Raw genomic sequence first — 23,988 nt, forward strand, 5'->3', positions numbered from 1 at the left:
GAAGTCCTTTCTTATTCCAACTGACGATAAAAAATCTGCCGCTTAAGGCGACACTTTTTTGTAAATACTGAGTGCGTAATTCAGTAGCGGTTACAAACGACTTAGATCGTTAACCAAGGCCAGCAACATCACCCCAATCACCAAGCTAATGCCAATCTGCATCCCCCAACCTTGCACCCGCTCCGACAGCGGGCGACCACGCACCCACTCGACCAGGTAAAAAAGCAGATGCCCCCCATCCAGAACTGGGATTGGCAACAGATTGAGAACCCCCAAACTTATGCTCAAGTAGGCGAGGAAATTCAGAAAATCCCCTAAACCCGACTCAGCCGAAGCGCCCGCCACTTTAGCAATGGTTATCGGCCCGCTCAAGTTTTTTACCGAGAGCTCGCCGAAGAGCATTTTCTTCAGCGAATCAAGGGTCAGCAGGCTCATTGTCCAGGTTCGACTGAGGCCTTCGCCGACCGCAGCGAGCGGCCCGAAACTGACCTCACGGAGCATCTCCGCCGGCCACTCCACGCCCTGTACACCCGCCCCCAGGTAGCCCGCACGCGCATCGCCATCCCCACGTTCGGCCAGTACCAGCGCTACATCCAGGCGTTGTCCGGCGCGATCGACCAGCAAGGACACCGGCTTGCCCGGCAACTCCCGCACGCGATCAACCAGTTGCTGCCAATCGTCGAGCACCTGGCCATTCAACGCCAACAGACGGTCGCCAACCTGCAAGCCTGCTGCCTGTGCAGGGCCTTTCGGGTCAAGTTCGGCCAAGACCGGCGCCAGCAGCGGACGCCATGGGCGAATCCCCAGCGACGCAATCGGGTCCGGATCATCGGCGCCCTTCAGCCAATCATTCAGGACTATCTGTCGCGGACTGTCAGCCGTAGAGCCTTCATCGCGTACATTTACCGCCAACGTGCCGCTTTCGCCCAGGCGCCGCACCAGTTGCAGATTGACTTCCGCCCAGCCGCTGGTCGACTCACCATTCACGGCAACGATTTCCTGGCCAACCTGCAGCCCCGCTTCCGCCGCCAGGCTGCCGGGCGCAACTGCACCGATCACCGGGCGCACCTGCTGACTACCAAGCATGGCGACTAGCCAGAAAAACAGCAGCGCCAGCAGGAAGTTGGCAATCGGCCCCGCCGCGACAATGGCGATACGCTGATGAACCGATTTGCGATTGAAGGATTGCCCAAGCTGCTCAGGCTGCACGTCGCCCTCGCGCTCATCGAGCATCTTCACGTAGCCACCCAACGGAATCGCCGCGATAACGAACTCGGTCCCCTGGCGATCATGCCAGCGCACCAGCGGCGTGCCGAAACCTACGGAAAAACGCAGCACCTTGACGCCGCAACGGCGCGCGACCCAGAAATGCCCGAACTCATGAAACGTAACCAGCACCCCCAGTGCAATCAGGGTGCCGACCACCATATACAACGCACTCATTGACCTTCTCCGCGCCGGTTATCCACGGCGATTCAGCCAGTGCCCGGCACGCTCACGCGCCTGGCGATCCGCGACCAGCACCGTATCCAGGTCTTCGACCGCAATCGCGGGCTCTGCGTTCAAGACGCTATCGATGATACTCGCGATCTCGGGAAAGCGAATGCGCCGTTCGAGAAAGGCTGCCACCGCCACCTCATTGGCCGCATTGAGCATGGCCGGCGCAGTGCCGCCCTGCTCCGCCGCTTGGCGCGCCAGACGTAAGCACGGAAACCGCTGCTCGTCAGGCGCCTGGAAATCCAATCGTGCGATGGCGAATAAATCCAGCGGCGCCACACCCGAGTCGATCCGCTGTGGCCACGCCAGCGCATGGCTGATGGGCGTGCGCATATCCGGGTTACCCAACTGCGCCAACACTGAACCGTCGACATAATCGACCAGCGAATGAATCACGCTTTGCGGATGAATCACCACCTCGACCTGAGCCGGCCGGGCATCGAACAGCCAGCAGGCCTCGATCAATTCGAGGCCTTTATTCATCATGCTCGCCGAATCCACGGAAATCTTGCGCCCCATCGACCAATTGGGGTGAGCACAGGCCTGCTCGGGCGTAACCCCAGCCAACTGCTCCAGTGGCGTTTCACGGAACGGGCCGCCGGAAGCGGTGAGCATAATCCGCCGCACCCCGACCTGCTGCAAGCCACGCGCATAGTCACCTGGCAAACACTGAAAAATTGCATTGTGCTCGCTGTCGATCGGTAACAGCACGGCACCACTTTGTCGGACGGCCTGCATAAACAGCGCGCCGGACATCACCAGCGCTTCCTTGTTGGCCAACAACACTTTCTTGCCCGCCTCGACCGCCGCCAGGGTCGGTTTTAGCCCGGCTGCACCGACAATCGCCGCCATGACTGCATCCACATCGGGATGCGCGGCCACCTCACAGAGACCTTCGTCACCGCACAATACACGGGTCGCCAGACCTGCCGCGTGCAAGCTGTCCTGTAAAGCGCGCGCCGCCGCTGCATCGGCAACCACCGCGTAACGCGGCCGGTAAAGCATGCACAACGACTCAAGTTCGACCAGCCGCGAGAAGCCAGACAGCGCGAACACCTGATAACGCTCAGGGTGACGCGCAATCACATCCAGGGTGCTGAGGCCGATGGAACCGGTCGCCCCCAACACGGTAATCTGCTGCGGCGCACTCACAGCGCACCCCAACCCGCTAGCCACAACAAGGCGGCAAACACCGGAATCGCTGCCGTCAGGCTGTCGATGCGATCCAGCACACCGCCATGCCCTGGCAGCAGATTGCTGCTGTCTTTCACCCCGGACTGGCGCTTGAACATGCTTTCAGTCAGGTCGCCGACCACCGAGATCAGCACCACCAATGCAGCGCCCGCCAACGCCAGCATGCATTCATCGAGCGCCCAACCGCGGTAGAGACCAACGCCCAGGGCAATCAACAGACTGGTGAGCAAGCCACCCACCAGCCCCTCCCAACTCTTACCCGGACTGACGTGAGGCGCCAACTTACGCTTGCCGAATGCCTTACCGGAAAAATAGGCACCGATATCGGCCGCCCAAACCAGCACCATCACCGCCAAGATCAAGCCGTTGGCCAGCGGCCACTGCTTGAACAGCACCAAGCCCTGCCACGCCGGCAACAGAATCAACAAACCGATCAGCAGCTTGACTGGCGTACTCGCCCAGTGCCGACTGCTGGCGGGATAACCAATCACCAGCAGCGTAGCCAGACACCACCAGAGCACCGCGACCAACAGCACCAACGGCGCCAGCACCGGCAACTGGTACAAGGCGAACAACAAGCCCGCCACCAGCGCCGCATAGCCGACGCGCTGCGACTGCGCCGTGAAGCCGGCCAACCGCGCCCACTCCCAGCCGCCCAGGCTGACCACCGCACCGATAAACACGGCAAACGTCGCACCGTCGAGCAGAAAAAAACCACCCAGCGCGATGGGCAGCAGCACCAACGCGGTAATCACTCGCTGTTTAAGCATTAAGCACGCGCCTCGGCTGCGACCTGTTCACTGGTTTTGCCAAAACGTCGCTGGCGCTTGGCAAAATCCGCCAAGGCCTTGCGCATGGCGTCGTGCTTGAAGTCCGGCCAGAGCACATCGGAGAAATACAGCTCGCTGTATGCCAACTGCCACAACAGGAAATTACTGATGCGGTGCTCGCCGCCCGTGCGAATACACAGATCGGGCAAGGGCAGATCGCCAGTTGCCAAACAACCTTGCAGCAATCCAGGGGTAATGTCTTCAGGCTGCAAATGCCCGCCCTGCACTTCCCGCGCGAGACGCTGCGCCGCCTGGGCAATGTCCCACTGGCCGCCATAATTGGCGGCGATCTGCAGAACAAAGCGTTTGTCGCCGGCAGTCTGCGCTTCAGCCTCACGCATGGCCGCCTGCAACTCGGGGTGAAAGCGCGAACGGTCGCCGATGATGCGCAGGCTGATGCCGTTGTCGTTGAGCTTCTTCGCCTCACGACGCAGCGCGCCGAGGAACAGCTCCATCAGCGCACCGACTTCATCCGCCGGGCGCTGCCAGTTCTCACTGGAGAAGGCGAATAGGGTGAGTACCTCGACGCCCGCCTCGGCACACACCTCAATAACCGCACGCACCGCATCGACACCTGCTTTATGCCCGGCAACACCTGGCAGCAGGCGTTTTTTCGCCCAGCGGTTGTTGCCATCCATGATGATCGCCACGTGCCGTGGCACGGCCATCAGGGTACCGTCGTTGGTCTTCTCCATGACGATATCCTGGCCGTTAAACGGCCATCAGATCCGCTTCTTTCTGCTTCACCGCCACTTCGATCTCCGCCACGAACTTATCCGTCAGCTTTTGGATATCATCCGCCGCGCGGCGCTCTTCGTCTTCGCTAATTTCCTTGTCTTTGACCAAGTCTTTCAACTGACTCAAGGCATCACGGCGAATATTGCGCACCGCCACCCGGCCATCTTCGGCCGCATCGCGCGCCTGCTTGGTAAAGCCCTTGCGGGTTTCCTCGGTGAGCGCCGGCATCGAGATCAGCAGCAGCTCGCCAAGGTTGGTCGGATTGAAGCCCAGGCCGGAGCTTTGGATCGCCTTGTCGACGGCGGCCAGCATGTTGCGCTCGAAGGCTACAACCTGCAGGGTACGCGAATCCTTGACGGTGACGTTGGCCACCTGATTCAGCGGAGTGTCCGAACCGTAGTAAGGCACCATCACGCCACCCAAAATGCTCGGGTGAGCCTGGCCGGTGCGGATACGGCTGAACGCGTGGATCAGCGATTCCAGGCTTTTCTGCATGCGCTCTTGGGTGTCTTTCTTGATCTCATTGATCATGCTTATCTTCCTCGATCAGAGTGCCTTCAGCGCCACCCACCACAACATTCAGCAGGGCGCCAGGCTTGTTCATATTGAAAACCCGCAGCGGCATATTATGGTCGCGACACAGGCAGATAGCCGTCAGGTCCATTACGCCCAGCTTGCGGTCGAGTACCTCATCGTAAGTCAGACGCTCGAACTTCTCAGCATGCGGATCCTTGAACGGATCTGCGGTGTACACACCGTCCACCTTGGTCGCCTTCAGCACCACATCGGCATCGATCTCGATCGCCCGCAGGCACGCGGCTGAGTCCGTGGTGAAGAAGGGATTGCCAGTGCCAGCGGCAAAAATCACCACCTCACCGGTTTTTAGATGACGCAGCGCCTTGCGCCGGTCGTAGTGGTCGGTGACGCCGACCATGGAAATCGCCGACATGACAATTGCCGGGATATTCGAACGCTCCAGCGCGTCGCGCATGGCCAAGGCGTTCATCACGGTCGCCAGCATGCCCATATGGTCACCGGTCACCCGATCCATGCCCGCTGCACTCAGTGCCGCACCGCGGAACAGGTTGCCGCCGCCAATCACCAGGCCGACCTGCACACCGATGCCCACCAACTGGCCGACTTCCAGGGCCATGCGATCAAGCACCTTGGGATCGATACCGAAGTCTTCGGCCCCCATCAGAGCTTCGCCGCTCAGTTTGAGCAGAATGCGTTTGTAGCGCGGTTGACGACCACTCACCTGCTGAGCCATTACCAGTCTCTCCTGCGGCGTTTGAATTCTGAACGAGCCTAGCCGGCTCGCGATTATCCAGCGCTTCGACAGCGCTCAAAGCGGTTTGTGCCAGCTCACGCATTTGGCCCGCTAAACAGCCCGCCCGCCACCCTAATTTGACAAAGAGGCCGCGCGCGTTAGCGGGCAGCCTCTTCGGGGCGACAGCGGTTAGCCGTCTTACTGCTTGCTGGCAGCCAGCTGGGCAGCCACTTCTTCAGCGAAGTTGTCGACCGGCTTCTCGATGCCTTCGCCTACCTGGAAGCGGGTGAAGGAGACGATTTCAGCACCGGCTTTCTTGGCCAGAGCACCGACCTTGATTTCCGGGTCTTTAACGAAGGCTTGCTCAACCAGACTGGCTTCAGCGAGGAACTTCTGAATGCGACCACCGACCATCTTCTCGACGATGTCAGCCGGCTTACCCTTGATCTTGTCTTCGTTGAGGCTCATGAACACGGCTTTTTCGCGCTCAACAGCTTCAGCGGACACTTCCGAAGGCAGCAGGAACTCAGGGTTGCTGGCAGCAACGTGCATGGCGATGTCTTTGGCCAGCTCGGCGTCACCGCCTTTCAGGACAACCACAACACCGATCTTGTTGCCGTGCAGGTAAGCATTGACCACGTCGCCTTCAACGCGGGCCAGACGACGAATGTTGACGTTTTCGCCAACCTTGGCCACCAGCGCTTCACGCGCAGCTTCTTGAGCGGCGATCAACGGCGCTGCGTCGGTCAGTTTGTCGGCAAAGGCTTTTTCAATGCTGCTGGTGACGAAGTTCTTGAAATCGTCCTGCAGAGCCAGGAAGTCGGTTTGCGAGTTGACTTCGAGAATCACGGCAGACTTGCCGTCGTCGGCAACCTTGACCGCGATAGCGCCTTCGGCAGCCACGTTGCCAGCCTTCTTGGCCGCCTTGATCGCGCCGGAAGCACGCATGTCGTCAATGGCTTTTTCGATGTCGCCGCCAGCCTTGGTCAAGGCTTTTTTGCAATCCATCATGCCTTCGCCAGTGCGCTCGCGCAGCTCCTTGACTAATGCTGCAGTAATTTCTGCCATTTCAAATTCCTCTTGGATAGGTTGTTAACCATTCCACCCGCCAAAACGGGCGTTCAATTCTTTAAACACACTGCCAGCGATTGCGTGAACGTAACGGCAATAACCCTGCTGACAACGGTTTTCAAGGTGGCAAAAAGGGGGCCGAGCCCCCTTTTTGCGAACTGAGTAAACGCTAAGCGCTAGTTACTCAGCCTTCAGCGGCTTCAGCGGCCGGGGCTTCTTCGACGAACTCGTCGGTGCCGCCGCCAGCGTTGCTGCGACCACGCACTACAGCGTCAGCCATGGCACCCATGTACAACTGGATGGCGCGGATGGCGTCGTCGTTGCCTGGGATGATGTAGTCAACGCCTTCCGGGCTGCTGTTGGTATCGACAATGCCGATAACCGGGATGCCCAGCTTGTTGGCTTCGGTGATGGCAATGCGCTCGTGATCAACGTCGATCACGAACAGTGCGTCCGGCAGGCCGCCCATGTCCTTGATACCACCCAGGCTGCGATCCAGTTTTTCCAGATCACGGGTGCGCATCAGGGCTTCTTTCTTGGTCAGCTTGGTGAACGTACCGTCCTGGGACTGGGTTTCCAGATCACGCAGACGCTTAATCGAAGCACGGATGGTTTTGTAGTTAGTCAGCATGCCGCCCAACCAGCGATGATCGACGAACGGGGAGTTGCAGCGAGCTGCTTCTTCACGAACGATCTTGCCAGCGGAACGCTTGGTGCCAACGAACAGGATCTTGTTTTTGCCCGAAGCCAGTTTCTCAACGAAGGACAGTGCCTCGTTGAACATCGGCAGGGTTTTTTCAAGGTTGATGATGTGGATCTTGTTACGCGCGCCGAAAATGTATTTGCCCATTTTCGGGTTCCAGTAACGGGTCTGGTGACCGAAGTGCACACCGGCCTTCAGCATATCGCGCATGTTGACTTGGGACATGATAGTTCCTTGATAAGTCGGGTTAGGCCTCCACGCATCCCAATTTCCAACCCTTGCGGGCACCCAGGAAACTGTGTCGATACGTGTGTGGGTTTAAGCTTCCGGGCAGACTGCCCCGTAAAGCGGCGCGTTTTATACCATAAAGGCGAACCAGAAGCTACACGCGGCATGCGTTCGCTCTTGCCTGGCCACCGCCGCGAGGCACTTCGCCTGAGTCGTTGCGCGTGCCGCCTGTAACCGCCTTCTCTGTTAGAATCTCGACTTTCCTTTTTTGCCCTGCGCCAATGAGCGCCGAGAGAGCCCGCATGACCGTCACCATCAAGACGCCCGAGGAAATCGAAAAAATGCGCGTAGCCGGCCGTCTGGCCGCCGACGTGCTGGAAATGATCGGTGAGCACGTCAAGCCTGGCGTGACCACCGAAGAGCTGGATCGCATCTGCCACGACTATATCGTCAACGTGCAGCAGGCCATCCCCGCGCCGCTCAACTATAAAGGCTTCCCCAAGTCGATCTGTACCTCGATCAATCACGTGGTCTGCCACGGCATTCCCAACGAGAAGCCGCTGAAAGAAGGCGATGTGCTGAACATCGACATCACCGTGATCAAGGACGGCTACCACGGCGACACCAGCAAGATGTTCATGGTCGGCAAGGTGCCGGAATGGGCCGAGCGCCTGGCCGCGATCACCCAAGAATGCATGTACAAGGGCATTCAGCTGGTCAAGCCGGGCACGCGCCTGGGCGATATCGGCGAAGTGATCCAGAAACACGCCGAAAAGAACGGTTTCTCGGTGGTGCGCGAATACTGCGGTCACGGTATCGGCGCGGTGTTCCACGAAGAGCCGCAGGTGCTGCATTACGGCCGTGCCGGCACCGGCATGGAACTGAAAGAAGGCATGACCTTCACCATCGAGCCGATGATCAACCAGGGCCGCGCGGAAACCCGCCTGCTCGGTGACGGCTGGACCGCCATCACCAAGGATCGCAAGCTCTCGGCACAGTGGGAACACACCATCCTGGTGACCGCCGATGGTTATGAAATATTCACCTTGCGCAGCGACGACACCATCCCGCGCACGTCGGCCTAATCATCGCCGCTCTCTATAAGGAAGGCTGCCGCATGCCGCAGGTAGATCCCGAATTGTTCGACCGTGGGCAGTTCCAGGCGGAGCTGGCACTCAAGGCGAGCCCTATCGCCGCCTTCAAGAAAGCCATCCGGCGCGCCCATGACGTGCTCGATGCGCGTTTCAAGGAAGGCCGCGACATACGCCGACTGGTCGAAGATCGTGCCTGGTTCAGCGACCAGATCCTGCGCGAAGCCTGGGATCGCCTGGCCTGGAGCGAAGATGCCGACATCGCCCTGCTGGCCGTCGGCGGTTATGGCCGGGGCGAATTGCACCCTTATTCGGACATCGACCTGCTGATCCTGCTGGACAACGCCGACCACGAAACCTTCCGCGAACCGATCGAGCGCTTCCTCACCCTGCTGTGGGACATCGGCCTGGAAGTCGGCCAGAGCGTGCGTTCGGTCGACGAATGCGCCGAAGAAGCACGTGCCGACCTCACCGTGATCACCAACCTGATGGAAAGCCGCACCATCGCCGGCCCCGAGCGCCTGCGCCAGCGCATGCAGGACATCACCAGCACCGAGCGGATGTGGCCGAGCAAGCACTTCTTCCTGGCCAAGCGCGAAGAACAGCGCACCCGCCACGCCAAGTACAACGACACCGAATACAACCTCGAGCCCAACGTCAAAGGCTCGCCCGGCGGCCTGCGCGACGTCCAGACCATCCTCTGGGTCGCGCGCCGGCATTTCGCCACGCTGAACCTGCACGCCATGGTCGGCCAGGGCTTCCTGCTGGAAAGCGAATACGCTCTGCTCGCCTCCAGCCAGGAATTTCTCTGGAAAGTGCGCTACGCCCTGCACATGCTCGCTGGGCGCGCCGAAGACCGCCTGCTGTTCGATCACCAGAGCAAAGTCGCCGCCCTGCTCGGCTTCGAGGAAGCCGACACCAAACGCACCATCGAACGCTTCATGCAGAAGTATTACCGCGTGGTGATGGGCATCGCCGAACTGAGCGACCTGATTACCCAACACTTCGAGGAAGAAATCCTCCGTGCCGGTGAAAACGGCCCGGCCAGCCCGCTGAACAGCCGTTTCCAGCTGCGCGACGGCTACATCGAGGTGACCCACCCGAACGTATTCAAGCGCACCCCGTTCGCCATTCTGGAAATCTTCGTGCTGATGGCCCAGCACCAGGAGATCAAAGGCGTGTGCGCCGACAGCATTCGCCTGTTACGCGACCATCGCCACCTGATCGACGACGATTTTCGCAGCGATATCCGCAACACCAGCCTGTTCATCGAGCTGTTCAAAAGCCCGCAAGGTATTCACCGCAACCTGCGCCGGATGAACCGCTACGGCATCCTCGGCCGCTACCTGCCGGAGTTCGGCCACATCGTCGGGCAGATGCAGCACGACCTGTTCCACATCTACACGGTCGATGCGCACACCCTCAACCTGATCAAGCACCTGCGCAAATTCAAGTGGCCGGAGCTGGCGGAGAAATTTCCGCTGGCCAGCAAGCTGATCGACAAGCTGCCCAAGCCCGAGCTGATCTACCTGGCCGGCCTCTACCACGACATCGGCAAGGGTCGCGGCGGCGATCACTCGGAACTCGGCGCGGTGGATGCCGAAGCCTTCTGCGTACGCCACCAACTGCCGGCCTGGGATTCGCGGCTGATCGTCTGGCTGGTGCAGCACCACCTGGTGATGTCCACCACCGCCCAGCGCAAGGACCTCTCCGACCCGCAGGTGATCCACGACTTCGCCCAGTTCGTCGGCGATCAGACGCACCTCGATTACCTCTATGTGCTCACCGTGGCCGACATCAACGCCACCAACCCGAGCCTGTGGAACTCCTGGCGCGCCAGCCTGCTGCGCCAGCTCTACACCGAAACCAAGCGCGCCCTGCGCCGCGGCCTGGAAAACCGCCTGGAGCGCGAAGAGCAGATTCGCCTGACCCAGGGCGCGGCCCTGGACATTCTAGTACGCGGCGGCACCGACCCGGATGACGCCGAACAGCTCTGGGCACAGCTGGGCGACGACTACTTCCTGCGCCATACCGCCAACGACGTGGCCTGGCACAGCGAGGCGATCCTCCAGCACCCGAATGACGGCAACCCGCTGGTGTTGATCAAGGAAACCACCCAGCGCGAGTTCGAGGGCGGCACGCAGATTTTCATCTACGCCCAGGACCAGCACGACTTCTTCGCCGTGACCGTGGCCGCCATGGCCCAGCTCAACCTGAACATTCATGACGCGCGGATTCTCACCTCGACCAGCCAGTTCACCCTCGACACCTACATCGTGCTGGAAGCCGAAGGTGGCTCGATCGGCGACAACCCGGCACGGATCAAACAGATCCGTCAGGGCCTGATCGACGCGCTGAAAAACCCCGATGAGTACCCAAGCATCATCCAGCGCCGCGTGCCGCGCCAGCTCAAGCACTTCGCCTTTGCCCCGCAGGTGACCATCCATAACGACGCGCAACGGCCGGTAACCATCCTCGAGCTGACTGCGCCAGACCGCCCCGGCTTATTGGCGCGGATCGGGCGGATTTTTGTCGACTTCGACCTGTCCCTGCAGAACGCCAAGATCGCCACCCTCGGCGAGCGCGTGGAGGACGTGTTCTTCGTCACCGACGCACACAACCAGCCGTTGTCGGACCCAGAGCTGTGCGCACGCCTGCAGGAAACCATCGTCGCGCAGCTGTCGGACGCCAACGGCGCAACGATCGAACCGAACCGGATCAGTATTTGATGAAAGCGGCGCGCCATCGGCAAGCAGCCATGCGCCGCCCGCAGTCGCTTGCAGGACCAGGAAATTGCCATGAATAACGCATTGAACCAGTTGCAGCCCTACCCGTTTGAAAAGCTCCGCGCCTTGCTTGCCGATGCCCGGCCGAACGCCGAGAAGCAGGCCATCGCCCTGTCGATCGGCGAGCCGAAACACCGCTCGCCGGCCTTTGTCGCCGAAGCGTTGAGCGCCAATCTGCAGCAATTGGCGGTGTACCCCACCACCCTGGGCATCCCGGCGCTGCGCGAAGCCATCGCCAACTGGTGCGGCCAACGCTTCAACCTGCCCAGCGGCTGGCTCGACCCGGCGCGCCATGTGCTGCCGGTCAACGGCACCCGCGAGGCGCTGTTCGCCTTCACCCAGGCCGTGGTGCAGCGCGATCAAGGTGGGTTGGTGGTCAGCCCCAACCCGTTCTACCAGATCTACGAAGGTGCGGCCCTGCTCGCCGGCGCGCAGCCGCACTACCTGCCATGCCTGGAAGAACACGGCTTCAACCCGGACTTCGACGCGGTCAGCGATGACGTCTGGCAGCGCTGCCAGATTCTCTTCCTCTGCTCGCCCGGCAACCCGACCGGTGCGCTGATCCCGCTGCCGAGGCTGAAGAAGCTGATCGCCCTGGCCGATAAATTCGACTTCGTCATCGCCGCCGACGAGTGCTACAGCGAGCTGTATTTCGACGAACAGAACCCGCCGGCCGGCCTGTTGACCGCCTGCGCAGAACTGGGCCGCAGCGATTTTGCACGTTGCGCGGTATTCCACAGCCTGTCCAAGCGCTCCAACCTGCCGGGCCTGCGGTCCGGCTTCGTCGCCGGCGACGCCGCCATTCTGCAATCTTTTCTGCTGTACCGTACCTACCACGGCTGCGCCATGCCGGTACAAACCCAGCAAGCCAGCATTGCCGCCTGGAACGACGAAGTGCACGTACGCGCCAACCGCGCGCTGTACCGCGAGAAGTTCGACGCGGTGCTGGCGATTCTCGGTGACGTACTCGATGTGCAGCGCCCGGACGGCGGCTTCTACCTCTGGGCGAAAACCCCGATGAACGACGAAACCTTTACCCGCGAGCTGTTCGCCCGCGAGCACGTCACCGTGGTGCCCGGCTCGTACCTGTCGCGCGACGTCGACGGCAACAACCCCGGCGCCGGCCGCGTGCGCATGGCCCTGGTCGCCCCGCTGGCCGAATGCGTCGAAGCCGCCGAGCGTATCCGCGCCTTTGTGAAGGGTCTGTAACCATGAGCAAAACCCTGTTTGGCATCAAAGCCTGCGACACCATGAAAAAAGCCCGCACCTGGCTCGACGAGCACGGCGTAAGCTACGCCTTTCATGATTACAAAGCCGTCGGCATCGACCGTGGCAACCTGGAAAAGTGGTGCAACGAACACGGCTGGGACACCGTCCTCAACCGCGCCGGCACCACCTTCCGCAAGCTGGACGAGGCGCAGAAAAGCAACCTCGACCAGCACAAGGCGATCGAACTGATGCTCGCCCAACCGTCGATGATCAAGCGCCCAGTGCTGGATCTCGGCGACAAGACCCTGATTGGCTTCAAGCCCGAGCGCTATGCCGCTGAACTGGCCTGAACAATCCACCTTTATTGAATTCGCGTTAAGGAAAGCAAGATGACCACTACCCTCTTCAGCCTGGCCTTCGGCGTTGGCACCCAGAACCGCCAGAACACCTGGCTGGAAGTGTTCTACGCCCAGCCGCTGCTCAACCCGGCCAGCGAACTGGTCGCCAAAGTGACAGAAAAGCTCGGTTATCAAGGCGGTAACCAGGCCATAACCATCAGCAACAGCCAGGCCGGCGACCTCGCCGAAGCCTTGAAGGGTATCGACGCCGCCCAGGCCGCGCTGCTCACCCGCCTGGCAGAAAGCCACAAGCCACTGGTCGCCACCTTCCTCGCCGAAGACAGCGCTCTGACCAGCACGCCCGAGGCCTACCTCAAGCTGCACCTGCTGTCGCACCGTCTGGTCAAGCCGCATGGCCTGAACCTGACCGGCATCTTCCCGCTGCTGCCAAACGTGGCCTGGACCAGCCAGGGCGCGGTCGATCTCGCCGAGCTGGCCGAACGCCAGCTGGAAGCGCGCCTGAAAGGCGAGTTGCTGGAAGTCTTCTCGGTGGACAAGTTCCCGAAAATGACCGACTACGTAGTGCCCGCCGGCGTGCGTATCGCCGACAGCGCGCGCATCCGCCTGGGCGCCTACGTGGGTGAAGGCACCACGGTGATGCACGAAGGCTTCGTCAACTTCAACGCCGGCACTGCCGGCCCGGGCATGATCGAAGGCCGCGTGTCCGCCGGGGTATTCGTCGGCAAGGGCTCGGACCTGGGCGGCGGCTGCTCGACCATGGGCACCCTCTCCGGCGGCGGCAATATCGTGATTTCCGTGGGCGAAGGCTGCCTGATCGGCGCCAATGCCGGCATCGGCATCCCGCTGGGCGACCGCAACACCGTGGAGTCCGGCCTGTACATCACCGCCGGCACCAAAGTGGCGCTGCTGGATGCCGACAACCAACTGGTCAAGGTGCTCAAGGCTCGCGAACTGGCCGGCCAGCCGGACCTGCTGTTCCGCCGCAACTCGCAGACCGGCGCCGTGGAATGCAAGACCCACAAGTCGGCCATCGAGCTCAACGAAGCCCTGCACGCGCATAATTGAAAAGTTGGTTTAAAGCTGCTGCGCTCGGCTATGCGGCGTTGAACTCAAGCTCGGTCGCGAGTCCGATAAAAATGCTCATGTACATTCGTACACTCCGCTTTTGACTCGCTTCGCTCGCCCTGCGGGCCAGCCTGCGGCTGTTACTGCGCTGCGTTGCGCTTGAGTTCGCCTTGCCTAGCCTTCGCTTGCGATGCTTTAAAAACAACTTTTGGGCAGCAGTTTTGTAGGATGGGTTGAGCACCGCGATACCCATCGAGCCCATTATGGGTATCGCAGCGCTCAACCCATTCCACGGTCTCGACAGCTCTCCCATGCCTATCCATTCCCCCTGGCGCGCCGACTTCCCTGGCATCCTGGCCCTCGAAGCCGAAGGTCAGACCTACCTGGACAGCGCCGCCACCGCGCAAAAACCGCAAGCGATGCTCGATGCGCTGCTCGGCTACTACGCCGGCGGTGCGGCCAATGTGCATCGCGCCCAGCATGTCCCGGGCGAACGCGCCACCCGCGCCTTCGAACAGACCCGCGATCAGCTCGCACAATGGCTGAATGCCGCCGACTCGGCGCACATCCTGTTCACCCGCGGCGCCACCGAGGCTTTCAACCTGCTGGCCTACGCACTGGAATCGGAGTTTCAGGCCGGTGACGAGATCGTCATCAGCGCCCTGGAGCACCACGCCAACCTGCTGCCTTGGCAGCAACTGGCGCAACGCCGCCAGCTCAACCTGGTGGTCTTGCCCCTCGACGGCGCGGGCCTTATCGACCTGGCTCAAGCCGCTCAACTGATCGGCCCACGCACCCGCCTGCTCGCCGTCAGCCAGCTGTCCAATGTGCTCGGTTGCTGGCAGCCGCTCGGCGAATTGCTGGCCCTGGGCAAAGCCCACGGCGCCCTGAGCGTGGTCGACGGCGCCCAGGGCGTGGTGCATGACCGCCACGACGTGCAGGCACTGGGCTGCGACTTCTACGTGTTTTCCAGCCACAAACTCTATGGACCGGATGGAGTGGGTGTGCTGTACGGCCGCAAAGCCGCGCTGCAACGCCTCAAGCACTGGCAGTTTGGCGGCGAAATGGTGCAGCAGGCCGACTACCACAGCGCAACCTTTCGCGGCGCACCCCTGGGATTCGAAGCGGGCACTCCGCCAGTTGCCGGGGTCATTGCCCTCGGCGCCGCCTTGGCATATCTGAGCGGGCTGGACCACGCCGCCGTCGCCCGCCACGAAGCGGCCTTGCACGCCGAGCTGCTGGCCGGCCTCAACGCACGCCCCGGCATTCGCCTGCTGGGCCTGCCGCAGGTGGCGCTGGTCAGCTTTATCGTCGACGACGTGCACAACGCCGACCTCGCGCACCTGCTCACCGAACAGGGTATCGCCGTGCGCGCCGGCCATCATTGCGCCATGCCGCTGCTGAACAGCCTCGGCCTGTCTGGGGCGATTCGCGTGTCACTGGGGCTGTACAACGATGGCGAAGACCTGCAGCGTTTTTTCACGGCCCTGGACAAGGCCCTGGAGTTGTTGCGATGAGCCTGCCCGCCCCGGCTCAGGAGGCGCTGCACGCCTTCACCGACTGTGCCAGCTGGGAACAACGCGCCCGCCTGCTGATGCAGTGGGGCGAACGCCTGGCCCCGCTGAGCGAGGACGAGCGCGGCGAAGCCCAGCGCGTGCATGGCTGCGAGAGTCAGGTATGGCTGGTTGCCGACGTGCAAGATGACCGCTGGCAATTTCGCGCGGCCAGCGATGCCCGGCTGCTACGCGGTTTGCTGGCGCTGCTACTGGCGCGGGTCGACGGCCTGACGGCGGCTGAACTGCTGGAGGTCGACCTGCACGACTGGTTCAGCCAACTCGGCCTGACCCGACAACTCTCTCCCTCACGCAGCAATGGCTTGAATGCGGTGTTGCAGCGCATGCGCGAGCTGGCGGATAACGCGTAGGGCGGACATGCCGCAGCGCGGCTTGTCCGCCGCAAAGCTCGGTGGACAAGGCTTCGCCATCTCCACCCTATGGGCTGCCTATTTCGATCGCTCAGCCGGGCGGCGCGCGCCGGCGACCAGTTTGTCGACGATGCGCGCCGCCGCGACCATGCCAAACGTCGCGGTGACCATCATCACCGCGCCAAAACCACCGGCGCAATCGAGCTTGACCCCTTCGCCGACAAAGCCCTTGTACTGACACACCGTGCCATCGGGCTTCGGGTAGCGCAGCTGCTCGGTGGAGTAGACGCAGGGCACACTGTAGTTGCGCCCCGGGGTGCGCGAGAAGTTGTAGTCGCGGCGCAAGGTAGAACGCACCTTGGACGCCAGCGGATCGTTCCAGGCCTTGTTGAGGTCGCCGACCTGGATCTGCGTTGGGTCGATCTGCCCGCCCGCGCCGCCGGTGGTGATCACCTGGATCTTGCGCCGCTTGCACCAGGAAATCAGCGCGGCCTTGGCGTTAACGCTGTCGATGCAGTCGATCACCGCATCGAGTTGCTCGGTGATGTACTCGGCCATGGTCTCGCGGGTGACGAAATCCGTTACGGCGTGCACCACGCAGGCCGGGTTGATGCCGCGAATGCGCGCCGCCATCACCTCGACCTTGGCCTGCCCGACCGTGCTGTCCAGCGCATGCAGCTGGCGGTTGCTGTTGCTGACGCAGACATCATCCAGATCGAACAACGAAATCTCGCCAACCCCCGAGCGCGCCAGCGCCTCGGCCGCCCAGGAACCGACGCCGCCGATGCCGACCACCGCCACGTGCGCCGCGCTCAGGCGCTCGGCACCCTCGCGGCCATACAGCCGGGCAATTCCAGCAAAGCGTTGTTCGTCGATCGGCATTTCATCACCTCAAGCACCCCGCGCACGGGCAGGCGCGCATTATAGGAAGGCCGGAGCCGTCGCCCAAGCACTGCATGCGCGCCTCGCGCCAAAGCGGATGAATGACCCTGCCTGGGGTTTACCCGGTCCAGCGGCGGTATAGTCGGCGCAGAACAACAAATGAGCCTGCCGGAGCCTGCGATGCGTAACTTCAGTTTTCACAACCCGACCAAGATTCATTTTGGCGAAGGCCAGATCGCCAAACTCGGCAAGGAAATTCCCCCGGGCAGTCGCGTACTGGTCACCCACGGCGGCGGCAGCATCTTCCAGAACGGCGTATGGGCGCAGGTCGAAGCAGCCCTGGCCGGTTTCGCCGTGAGCCGCTTTGCCGGCATCGAGGCCAACCCGCAGTTCGATACCCTGGTGCGCGCCGTGGAGCAGGCCAAGCGCGAGCAGTGCGACTTTATCCTGGCAATCGGTGGCGGCTCGGTGATCGATGGCAGCAAATTTATCGCCGCGGCACTCTGCTATGCCGGCGATCCCCTCGACCTGCTCACCGGCACCCGGATCAAGGCGGCTGTGCCGCTGGCCTGCGTACTGACCCTGGCGGCCACCGGTTCGGAGAGCAACCCGCATGGCGTGGTTACCCACGTCGCGCGCCAGGAGAAACTGCCGTTCAGCAGCGCGCTGCTCTACCCGCGCTTCGCCATCCTCGACCCGCGCACCACCTTCAGCCTGCCGGCGCGGCAAATCGGCAACGGCGTGGTCGATGCCTTCGTCCACACCATCGAACAGTACCTCACCTACCCGGCCGACGCGCCGCTGCAGGATCGCTACGCCGAAGGCCTGTTGCAGACCCTGATCGAGGAAGGCCCCAAGGCCCTGGCCGACCCCGAAGACTATGCCGTGCGCGCCAACCTGATGTGGTGCGCCACCCAGGCGCTCAACGGCCTGCTCGGCTGCGGTGTGCCGCAGGATTGGGCAACGCACATGATCGGCCATGAACTGACCGCGCTGTACCACCTCGACCACGCGCAAACCCTGGCCGTGGTGCTGCCGGCGCTGCTGGCCGAACGCCGCGCGGCGAAACGCGCCAAGCTGCTGCAATACGCCGAACGCGTGTGGCACCTGCGCGACGGCGACGAAGACGCGCGCATCGATGCGGCCATCGCCGCCACGCAAGGCTTCTTCAGCCGCATGGGCGTGCCGACCACTTTGTCCGAGCACGGCCTGGATGCCGAGGTGATTCCTCAGGTGCTGGCGCAACTGCAACGCCACCAGATGACCAGCCTCGGCGAAGGCCGCGACATCGACCTGGAGGTCAGCGAGCGGATTCTCCTGCGCGCGCTGTAGGGTCGGGCGCCGAGTGACGGCGCCGCGACCGTCTTGGTGCGAATATCCCTCGCGAAAGCTCGGTTGTGCGAACTTCCGGGGCCTTCGCTTGATCCAACCGACATTAGCCCGCGACACCCGGTAAACCGCGGTGGTGCGGCGCTATACAGTCAATCGGCGGGGGAGTAGCATGCGCGCCATCCGGCGTTCGTCGGCTCCTCTCTGTTCCCCCCATCGGAACCTGATACAGCTATGCCTTCGCGTAAATTTGGACTCAACCTGGTCGTGGTCTTGGCGATTGCCGCCCTGTTTGCCGGTATCTGGGCGCTGTATAACCGCCCGGTGAGCGCACCGGACTGGCCCGAGCAAATCTCCGGCTATTCGTTTTCGCCGTTCCGCCAGGGGCAAAACCCGCAGACCGCCACCTACCCGAGTGACGCAGAAATGCGCGCCGACCTCGAGCTGCTGGCCAAGCAGACCGACAACATCCGCACCTACTCGGTGGACGGCCCACTCGCCGAGATCCCGCGCCTGGCCGAAGAGTTCGGCCTGCGCGTGACCCTGGGTATCTGGATCAGCCCGGACCAAGAACGCAACGAACGCGAAATCGCCAAGGCCATCGAGATTGCCAACGACTCGCGCAGCGTGGTGCGCGTGGTGGTCGGTAACGAAGCGCTGTTCCGCCGCGAAATCACCACCCAGAAGCTCATCGAATACCTCGACCGGGTGCGTGCCGCGGTGAAAGTGCCGGTGACCACCTCGGAGCAGTGGCACATCTGGGAGGAATACCCGGAGCTGGCCAAGCACACCGACCTGATCGCCGCCCACGTGCTGCCGTACTGGGAGTTCGTGCCGATGCAGGACTCCACCCAGTTCGTCCTCGACCGCGCCCGCGACCTGAAAAAGCTGTTCCCGAAAAAACCGCTGCTGCTCTCCGAAGTCGGCTGGCCAAGCAACGGCCGCATGCGCGGTGGCGCCGACGCCTCGCAGGCCGACCAGGCCATCTACCTGCGCACCCTGGTCAACACGCTGAACGCCCAGGGCTACAACTACTTCGTCATCGAAGCCTTCGACCAACCCTGGAAAATCAGCGACGAAGGGGCGGTGGGCGCCTATTGGGGCGTGTACAACCTCGACCGCCAGGCGAAATTCAACTTTGAAGGCCCGGTGGTGGCCATTCCGCAATGGCGCCTGCTGGCCATCGCGTCGGTGGTCATGGCCCTGCTCGCCCTGGCCCTGCTGCTAATCGACGGCAGCGCACTGCGGCAACGCGGGCGCACCTTCCTGACCTTCGTCGCCTTCGCCGGCGGCTCGGTACTGGTGTGGATCGGCTACGACTACAGCCAGCAGTACAGCACCTGGTTCAGCGTCACCGTCGGCCTGCTACTCGGCATCGGCGCCGTTGGTGTGTTCATCGTGTTGCTGACCGAGGCCCACGAACTGGCGGAAACCGTGTGGACCCGCACCCGGCGCCGGCCGTTCCAGCCGGTATCGGCCGACAGCGCCTACCGACCGAAAGTGTCGATTCACGTGCCCTGCTACAACGAGCCGCCGGAGATGGTCAAACAGACCCTCGACGCCTTGGCCAACCTCGATTATCCGGACTTCGAAGTGCTGATCATCGACAACAACACCAAGGACCCCGCCGTGTGGGAACCGGTGCAGGCCTATTGCGAACAGCTCGGCCCGCGCTTCAAGTTCTTCCACGTGGCCCCGCTGGCCGGCTTCAAGGGCGGCGCGCTGAACTACATCCTGCCGCACACCGCGCCGGACGCCGAAGTGGTGGCGGTGATCGACTCCGACTACTGCGTCGACCGCAACTGGCTCAAGCACATGGTGCCGCACTTCGCCGACCCGAAAATCGCCGTGGTGCAGTCGCCACAGGATTACCGCGACAGCAAGGAAAGCACCTTCAAGAAGCTCTGCTATGCCGAATACAAGGGGTTCTTCCACATCGGCATGGTCACCCGCAACGACCGCAACGCGATCATCCAGCACGGCACCATGACCATGATCCGCCGCACCGTGATGGACGAATTGCAATGGGCCGACTGGACCATCTGCGAAGACGCCGAACTCGGCCTGCGCGTGTTCAAGAAGGGCTATACCGCCGCCTACGCCTACGACAGTTTCGGCAAAGGCTTGATGCCGGACACCTTTATCGACTTCAAGAAGCAGCGCTTCCGCTGGGCCTACGGCGCGATTCAGATCATGAAGGGCCATGCGCGCAGCCTGTTCCTCGGCAAGGATTCCGAACTCAAGCGCGGCCAGCGCTACCACTTCATCGCCGGCTGGCTGCCGTGGGTGGCCGATGGCCTGAATATCTTCTTCACCGCCGGGGCGTTGCTCTGGTCGGCGGCGATGATCATCGTGCCGCAACGGGTCGACCCGCCGCTGCTGATCTTCGCCATCCCGCCGCTGGCGCTGTTCGTGTTCAAAGTGGCGAAGATCGTCTTCCTCTATCAGCGCGCCGTCGGCGTCAACCTGAAGGATGCCTTCTCTGCCGCGCTGGCCGGGCTGGCGTTGTCGCACACCATCGCCAAGGCGGTGCTGTATGGCTTCTTCACCACCAGCATCCCGTTCTTCCGCACGCCGAAAATGCGCAGCAGCCACGGCATGCTAGTGGCCCTGGCGGAAGCCCGCGAAGAAGTGTTCATCATGCTCCTGCTGTGGGGCGCGGCGCTCGGCATCACCATCGTCCAGGGCCTACCCAGCGCCGACGTGAAGTTCTGGGTGGCCATGCTCCTGGTGCAGTCGTTGCCTTACCTGGCCGCACTGGTCATGGCGCTGCTCTCGTCGCTGCCCAAGCCGCAGGAACAGGCAGCGGATGAAGTAGTAGCCGTCTAGCCCACCCTACAGCCACCTGAAACAGCCTGACGGCGGCCAATGGCCGCCGTTTTGCTTTAAGATGGCGGCCTTTCCGCTTGATGCCGCTCTGGAGCCGCAATGACTGCCCTCTCCCCGACCCTGTCCCCCACCCTTGAGCTGGCCTGCGACCTGATTCGCCGCCCCTCCGTGACCCCGGTCGACGAAGGCTGCCAAGAGCTGATGATGCGCCGCCTGGCTGCCCTCGGCTTCGCGATCGAGCCGATGCGCATCGAGGAGGTGGAGAACTTCTGGGCAACCCACGGCAGCCAGGCCGGCCCCGTGCTGTGCTTCGCCGGGCACACCGACGTGGTGCCGACCGGCCCATTGCAAGCCTGGCAGCACCAGCCGTTCGACGCGCTGATCGACGAGCAAGGCATGCTCTGCGGGCGTGGCGCGGCCGACATGAAAGGCAGCCTGGCGTCGATGATCATCGCCGTCGAACGTTTCGTCGCCGCTTACCCGGCGCACAACGGGCGCATTGCCTTCCTCATCACCAGCGACGAAGAAGGCCCGGCCCACCACGGCACCAAAGCCGTAGTCGAACGCCTGGCCGCACGCGGCGAGCGCCTGGACTGGTGCATCGTCGGCGAGCCGTCGAGCACCTCGCTGGTCGGTGACGTGGTCAAGAACGGCCGCCGCGGCTCCCTCGGCGCCACCTTGACCGTGCGCGGCGTACAGGGCCACGTGGCTTACCCACACCTGGCGAAGAACCCGATCCACCTGGCCACCCCGGCCCTCGCAGAACTGGCCGCCGAGCATTGGGACAACGGCAACGCCTTCTTCCCGCCGACCAGCTTCCAGGTGTCCAACCTCAATTCCGGCACTGGCGCGACCAACGTCATCCCGGGCGAGCTGAAGGCGGTGTTCAACTTCCGCTTCTCCACCGAATCCACGGTCGAAGGCCTGCAACAGCGGGTCAACGCGATTCTCGACAAGCACGGCCTCGACTACCACGTGGAATGGGCGCTGTCCGGCCTGCCGTTCCTCACCGAGCCGGGCGCGCTACTCGACGCGGTAGCGGCCAGCATCAAGACGGTCACCGGCCGCGAGACCAAGCCCTCGACCTCCGGCGGCACTTCGGACGGACGTTTCATCGCCACCATGGGCACCCAGGTGGTGGAACTCGGCCCGGTCAACGCCACCATCCACCAGATCAATGAGCGCGTGCTGGCCAGCGACCTCGATGTACTGACCGAGATTTACTACCAGACCCTGGTCAAGCTGCTGGCATGAACATGCCTGCTGCGCACCCCGATAGCGGCGTAGGGCGCTACTCGCTCCTCGTCTGGCTATTCGCCATGTCTCGTCGCTGTGTTGCGTCCGCCGTGTTCTCGGGGCGCTCGCAACGGCCTGTGCTTGGATTTTCCGCATGCTGACCTGCCCCATCTGCCAAGGCGCCCTGAGCGCCGTCGACAACGGCGTAACCTGCCCGGCCAACCACCGCTTCGACCGCGCGCGCCAAGGCTACTTGAACCTGCTGCCGGTGCAGCACAAGAACAGCCGCGACCCCGGCGACAACGCCGCGATGGTCGACGCGCGGCGGCGCTTTCTCGACGGCGGCCACTACGCGCCGCTGGCCAAGCGCCTGGCCGAACTGGCCGCTGGCTACGCCCCGGCACACTGGCTGGATATCGGCTGCGGCGAGGGCTATTACACCGCGCAGATCGCCGACGCCCTGCCGGATGCCTGCGGCTACGCCCTGGATATTTCCCGCGAAGCGATCAAGCGCGGTTGCAAGCGCGCGCCCCAGCTCAGTTGGCTGGTGGCGAGCATGGCCCGCGTACCGCTGGCCGACGCCAGCTGCCAATTGCTCGCCAGCGTGTTCAGCCCGCTCGACTGGCAGGAAGCCATGCGCCTGCTCAGCCCCGGCGGCGGTCTGCTGCGCATGGGGCCGACCCGCGAGCACCTGATGGAGCTGCGCGAGAAGCTGTATGACGAAGTGCGCGACTACGACGACCAGAAACACCTCGAACTGATCCCCGCCGGCATGCGCCTGGCGCACAGCGAAACCCTGACCTTCCGCCTCCAACTGAGCAGCAGCGAGGCCCGCGCCGACCTGCTGGCGATGACCCCGCACGGCTGGCGCGCCAGCGCCGAACGCCGCGCCGCGGTGATCGCCGAGCCCTGCGAAGTGACGGTCGCGATACGCTACGATTGGATCGAAAAACGCTAGGGTCTGTTGCCGTTTCAGCGCAAGCCGCGTTGCTGCGCAAAATCTCGCCATGGCCGGGCGGCGCTCCGCTAGGCGTAGGACGCCGGCAATGGCCTGGGCCGGCCGCGTCTACAACAACGCGTGGCGAGATTTTCCGCGCAACCCGCAGGGCCGGGCCTGCTTTTGCGCGATACTGCGTTTCTCGACGCTCATTTGGAACAACCAAACTTCGCGTCTCGTGCCTTGCCTCGCGCCAAAGCAGGCTCCGGCACGGTCGTGATGAAACGACAACAGACCCTAGGTTCCTCAGGAAAACACCAGCATGCGCCAACCGGATATCGAGATTTACCTGAAAGATGCCGACCACCTGGCCATCGCCCAGTGGCTGAGCGAAGCGCTCGGCCCCTGCACGCCCTGGCAGCAGAAAGGCCAGACCTTCAAATGCCTCGCCGGCGACATCCCGGTGACCTGGCTGCCCAAGGCCGTCGGCAAATGGCACAGCCTGTTTCTGGAAAGCGCCGCCACGCCCTGGGCCGACGACCTGACCTGCGCTCAGGCGGCGTTTGCCGCGCTCAACGTCGAAGTACGCTGCGCCCCAGGCGGTTGGCAGGAAGAGGAAAGCGACGAACAAGCCGACCGCTGGATGCGCATCAGCGCCGATGGCGTCGAGGAAATCACCTGGCGCACCGGCTGAGCCTGCCGCCAGCTAGACGCGCCCGCGACCCCGTCATTCGCGGCCATGGGCTGAGCGCCCCTCCGCGCCGACCGAAACCGAATACACCTGCGACCCCGTAGGGTGGACATGCGCCA

General features: G+C 62.8%; 21 protein-coding genes. 12 read left to right on the forward strand and 9 right to left on the reverse strand.

The window, feature by feature from the left end; translation table 11 throughout:
* Nucleotides 1–90: 90 nt before the first annotated feature.
* The 8 genes from rseP to rpsB all read right to left on the reverse strand — a co-directional run bounded on the left by rseP (nt 91) and on the right by rpsB (nt 7,528).
* Nucleotides 91–1,443: a sigma E protease regulator RseP gene (gene rseP / locus B3M58_RS08960; protein WP_296218444.1), complete on the reverse strand. Its 1,353-nt coding sequence runs from the start codon at nt 1,441–1,443 to the stop codon at nt 91–93.
* Between the two features lie 18 nt (nt 1,444–1,461).
* On the reverse strand, nt 1,462–2,649 hold the full coding sequence (gene ispC, locus B3M58_RS08965) for a 1-deoxy-D-xylulose-5-phosphate reductoisomerase (protein ID WP_296218445.1): 1,188 nt from the start codon (nt 2,647–2,649) through the stop codon (nt 1,462–1,464).
* On the reverse strand, nt 2,646–3,461 hold the full coding sequence (locus B3M58_RS08970) for a phosphatidate cytidylyltransferase (protein WP_296218446.1): 816 nt from the start codon (nt 3,459–3,461) through the stop codon (nt 2,646–2,648). The genes ispC and B3M58_RS08970 overlap by 4 nt, the downstream gene beginning before the upstream one ends.
* Nucleotides 3,461–4,216 (reverse strand): polyprenyl diphosphate synthase, encoded by a 756-nt coding sequence (gene uppS / locus B3M58_RS08975; RefSeq protein ID WP_296218448.1) that lies wholly within the window; start codon nt 4,214–4,216, stop codon nt 3,461–3,463. Before uppS ends, B3M58_RS08970 begins: the two co-directional genes overlap by 1 nt.
* Before the next feature lie 16 nt (nt 4,217–4,232).
* Complete coding sequence (gene frr, locus B3M58_RS08980) at nt 4,233–4,790, reverse strand: ribosome recycling factor (RefSeq protein ID WP_296218450.1); 558 nt, start codon at nt 4,788–4,790, stop codon at nt 4,233–4,235.
* Nucleotides 4,780–5,529 (reverse strand): UMP kinase, encoded by a 750-nt coding sequence (gene pyrH, locus B3M58_RS08985; protein WP_296218451.1) that lies wholly within the window; start codon nt 5,527–5,529, stop codon nt 4,780–4,782. The genes frr and pyrH overlap by 11 nt, the downstream gene beginning before the upstream one ends.
* 198 nt (nt 5,530–5,727) lie before the next feature.
* Nucleotides 5,728–6,597: a translation elongation factor Ts gene (gene tsf, locus B3M58_RS08990; protein WP_296218452.1), complete on the reverse strand. Its 870-nt coding sequence runs from the start codon at nt 6,595–6,597 to the stop codon at nt 5,728–5,730.
* 187 nt (nt 6,598–6,784) lie between these two features.
* On the reverse strand, nt 6,785–7,528 hold the full coding sequence (gene rpsB / locus B3M58_RS08995; protein ID WP_296218454.1) for a 30S ribosomal protein S2: 744 nt from the start codon (nt 7,526–7,528) through the stop codon (nt 6,785–6,787).
* A 305-nt stretch (nt 7,529–7,833) separates the two neighbouring features.
* On the opposite strand from rpsB, the gene map reads away from it, so the two are divergent.
* The 7 genes from map (at nt 7,834) to B3M58_RS09030 (ending at nt 15,965) form a co-directional block, all read left to right on the forward strand.
* The gene (gene map, locus B3M58_RS09000) at nt 7,834–8,616 is read left to right on the forward strand and encodes a type I methionyl aminopeptidase (RefSeq protein WP_296218455.1); all 783 of its coding nucleotides are present in this window, start codon (nt 7,834–7,836) and stop codon (nt 8,614–8,616) included.
* A gap of 32 nt (nt 8,617–8,648) precedes the next feature.
* Nucleotides 8,649–11,351, forward strand: coding sequence for a [protein-PII] uridylyltransferase (locus B3M58_RS09005; protein ID WP_296218457.1), 2,703 nt, complete (start codon nt 8,649–8,651; stop codon nt 11,349–11,351).
* Nucleotides 11,352–11,420: 69 nt separating this feature from the next.
* Entirely contained in the window at nt 11,421–12,617 is a 1,197-nt protein-coding gene (gene dapC / locus B3M58_RS09010) for a succinyldiaminopimelate transaminase (protein WP_296218458.1), read from the forward strand.
* A gap of 2 nt (nt 12,618–12,619) precedes the next feature.
* Nucleotides 12,620–12,967, forward strand: a complete 348-nt coding sequence (locus tag B3M58_RS09015; protein WP_296218460.1) for an ArsC family reductase — start codon at nt 12,620–12,622, stop codon at nt 12,965–12,967.
* Between the two features lie 39 nt (nt 12,968–13,006).
* Complete coding sequence (gene dapD / locus B3M58_RS09020; protein ID WP_296218462.1) at nt 13,007–14,041, forward strand: 2,3,4,5-tetrahydropyridine-2,6-dicarboxylate N-succinyltransferase; 1,035 nt, start codon at nt 13,007–13,009, stop codon at nt 14,039–14,041.
* 311 nt (nt 14,042–14,352) lie between these two features.
* Nucleotides 14,353–15,558: an aminotransferase class V-fold PLP-dependent enzyme gene (locus tag B3M58_RS09025; protein ID WP_296218464.1), complete on the forward strand. Its 1,206-nt coding sequence runs from the start codon at nt 14,353–14,355 to the stop codon at nt 15,556–15,558.
* Entirely contained in the window at nt 15,555–15,965 is a 411-nt protein-coding gene (locus B3M58_RS09030; protein ID WP_296218466.1) for a SufE family protein, read from the forward strand. The genes B3M58_RS09025 and B3M58_RS09030 overlap by 4 nt, the downstream gene beginning before the upstream one ends.
* Before the next feature lie 78 nt (nt 15,966–16,043).
* On the opposite strand, the gene tcdA is transcribed toward B3M58_RS09030, so the two are convergent.
* A complete protein-coding gene (gene tcdA, locus B3M58_RS09035; RefSeq protein WP_296218468.1) occupies nt 16,044–16,847 on the reverse strand; it encodes a tRNA cyclic N6-threonylcarbamoyladenosine(37) synthase TcdA in 804 nt (267 codons plus the stop codon).
* Nucleotides 16,848–17,027: 180 nt separating this feature from the next.
* Between tcdA and B3M58_RS09040 the strand changes: the two genes are divergently transcribed.
* The 5 genes from B3M58_RS09040 (at nt 17,028) to B3M58_RS09060 (ending at nt 23,872) form a co-directional block, all read left to right on the forward strand.
* Nucleotides 17,028–18,179: an iron-containing alcohol dehydrogenase gene (locus tag B3M58_RS09040; RefSeq protein WP_296218470.1), complete on the forward strand. Its 1,152-nt coding sequence runs from the start codon at nt 17,028–17,030 to the stop codon at nt 18,177–18,179.
* Between the two features lie 231 nt (nt 18,180–18,410).
* A complete protein-coding gene (locus B3M58_RS09045) occupies nt 18,411–21,005 on the forward strand; it encodes a glycosyltransferase (protein WP_296218471.1) in 2,595 nt (864 codons plus the stop codon).
* A 99-nt stretch (nt 21,006–21,104) separates the two neighbouring features.
* Nucleotides 21,105–22,259 carry a succinyl-diaminopimelate desuccinylase gene (dapE, locus tag B3M58_RS09050; RefSeq protein WP_296218472.1) on the forward strand — a complete coding sequence of 385 codons (1,155 nt, stop codon included), beginning with the start codon at nt 21,105–21,107 and terminating at the stop codon, nt 22,257–22,259.
* A 136-nt stretch (nt 22,260–22,395) separates the two neighbouring features.
* Nucleotides 22,396–23,199 carry a putative RNA methyltransferase gene (locus B3M58_RS09055; RefSeq protein ID WP_296218474.1) on the forward strand — a complete coding sequence of 268 codons (804 nt, stop codon included), beginning with the start codon at nt 22,396–22,398 and terminating at the stop codon, nt 23,197–23,199.
* 301 nt (nt 23,200–23,500) lie between these two features.
* The gene (locus B3M58_RS09060) at nt 23,501–23,872 is read left to right on the forward strand and encodes a hypothetical protein (RefSeq protein ID WP_296218475.1); all 372 of its coding nucleotides are present in this window, start codon (nt 23,501–23,503) and stop codon (nt 23,870–23,872) included.
* Nucleotides 23,873–23,988: the final 116 nt, after the last annotated feature.

Origin of the sequence: Pseudomonas sp. UBA2684 (assembly GCA_002354655.1) — a bacterium.
In the GTDB taxonomy this organism is placed as follows: Bacteria; Pseudomonadota; Gammaproteobacteria; order Pseudomonadales; family Pseudomonadaceae; genus Aquipseudomonas.

Bases quoted from the DNA above. Each gene is read 5' to 3' on its own strand.
- dapD (WP_296218462.1), top strand. From the start codon at position 13,007: ATGACCACTACCCTCTTCAGCCTGGCCTTCGGCGTTGGCACCCAGAAC.
- rpsB (WP_296218454.1), bottom strand. From the start codon at position 7,528: ATGTCCCAAGTCAACATGCGCGATATGCTGAAGGCCGGTGTGCACTTC.
- B3M58_RS09030 (WP_296218466.1), top strand. From the start codon at position 15,555: ATGAGCCTGCCCGCCCCGGCTCAGGAGGCGCTGCACGCCTTCACCGAC.
- tcdA (WP_296218468.1), bottom strand. From the start codon at position 16,847: ATGCCGATCGACGAACAACGCTTTGCTGGAATTGCCCGGCTGTATGGC.
- B3M58_RS09060 (WP_296218475.1), top strand. From the start codon at position 23,501: ATGCGCCAACCGGATATCGAGATTTACCTGAAAGATGCCGACCACCTG.
- tsf (WP_296218452.1), bottom strand. From the start codon at position 6,597: ATGGCAGAAATTACTGCAGCATTAGTCAAGGAGCTGCGCGAGCGCACT.
- rseP (WP_296218444.1), bottom strand. From the start codon at position 1,443: ATGAGTGCGTTGTATATGGTGGTCGGCACCCTGATTGCACTGGGGGTG.
- B3M58_RS09055 (WP_296218474.1), top strand. From the start codon at position 22,396: ATGCTGACCTGCCCCATCTGCCAAGGCGCCCTGAGCGCCGTCGACAAC.
- B3M58_RS09045 (WP_296218471.1), top strand. From the start codon at position 18,411: ATGCCTTCGCGTAAATTTGGACTCAACCTGGTCGTGGTCTTGGCGATT.
- uppS (WP_296218448.1), bottom strand. From the start codon at position 4,216: ATGGAGAAGACCAACGACGGTACCCTGATGGCCGTGCCACGGCACGTG.
- dapC (WP_296218458.1), top strand. From the start codon at position 11,421: ATGAATAACGCATTGAACCAGTTGCAGCCCTACCCGTTTGAAAAGCTC.
- B3M58_RS09005 (WP_296218457.1), top strand. From the start codon at position 8,649: ATGCCGCAGGTAGATCCCGAATTGTTCGACCGTGGGCAGTTCCAGGCG.
- B3M58_RS09040 (WP_296218470.1), top strand. From the start codon at position 17,028: ATGCGTAACTTCAGTTTTCACAACCCGACCAAGATTCATTTTGGCGAA.
- map (WP_296218455.1), top strand. From the start codon at position 7,834: ATGACCGTCACCATCAAGACGCCCGAGGAAATCGAAAAAATGCGCGTA.
- frr (WP_296218450.1), bottom strand. From the start codon at position 4,790: ATGATCAATGAGATCAAGAAAGACACCCAAGAGCGCATGCAGAAAAGC.
- dapE (WP_296218472.1), top strand. From the start codon at position 21,105: ATGACTGCCCTCTCCCCGACCCTGTCCCCCACCCTTGAGCTGGCCTGC.
- pyrH (WP_296218451.1), bottom strand. From the start codon at position 5,529: ATGGCTCAGCAGGTGAGTGGTCGTCAACCGCGCTACAAACGCATTCTG.
- B3M58_RS08970 (WP_296218446.1), bottom strand. From the start codon at position 3,461: ATGCTTAAACAGCGAGTGATTACCGCGTTGGTGCTGCTGCCCATCGCG.
- B3M58_RS09025 (WP_296218464.1), top strand. From the start codon at position 14,353: ATGCCTATCCATTCCCCCTGGCGCGCCGACTTCCCTGGCATCCTGGCC.
- B3M58_RS09015 (WP_296218460.1), top strand. From the start codon at position 12,620: ATGAGCAAAACCCTGTTTGGCATCAAAGCCTGCGACACCATGAAAAAA.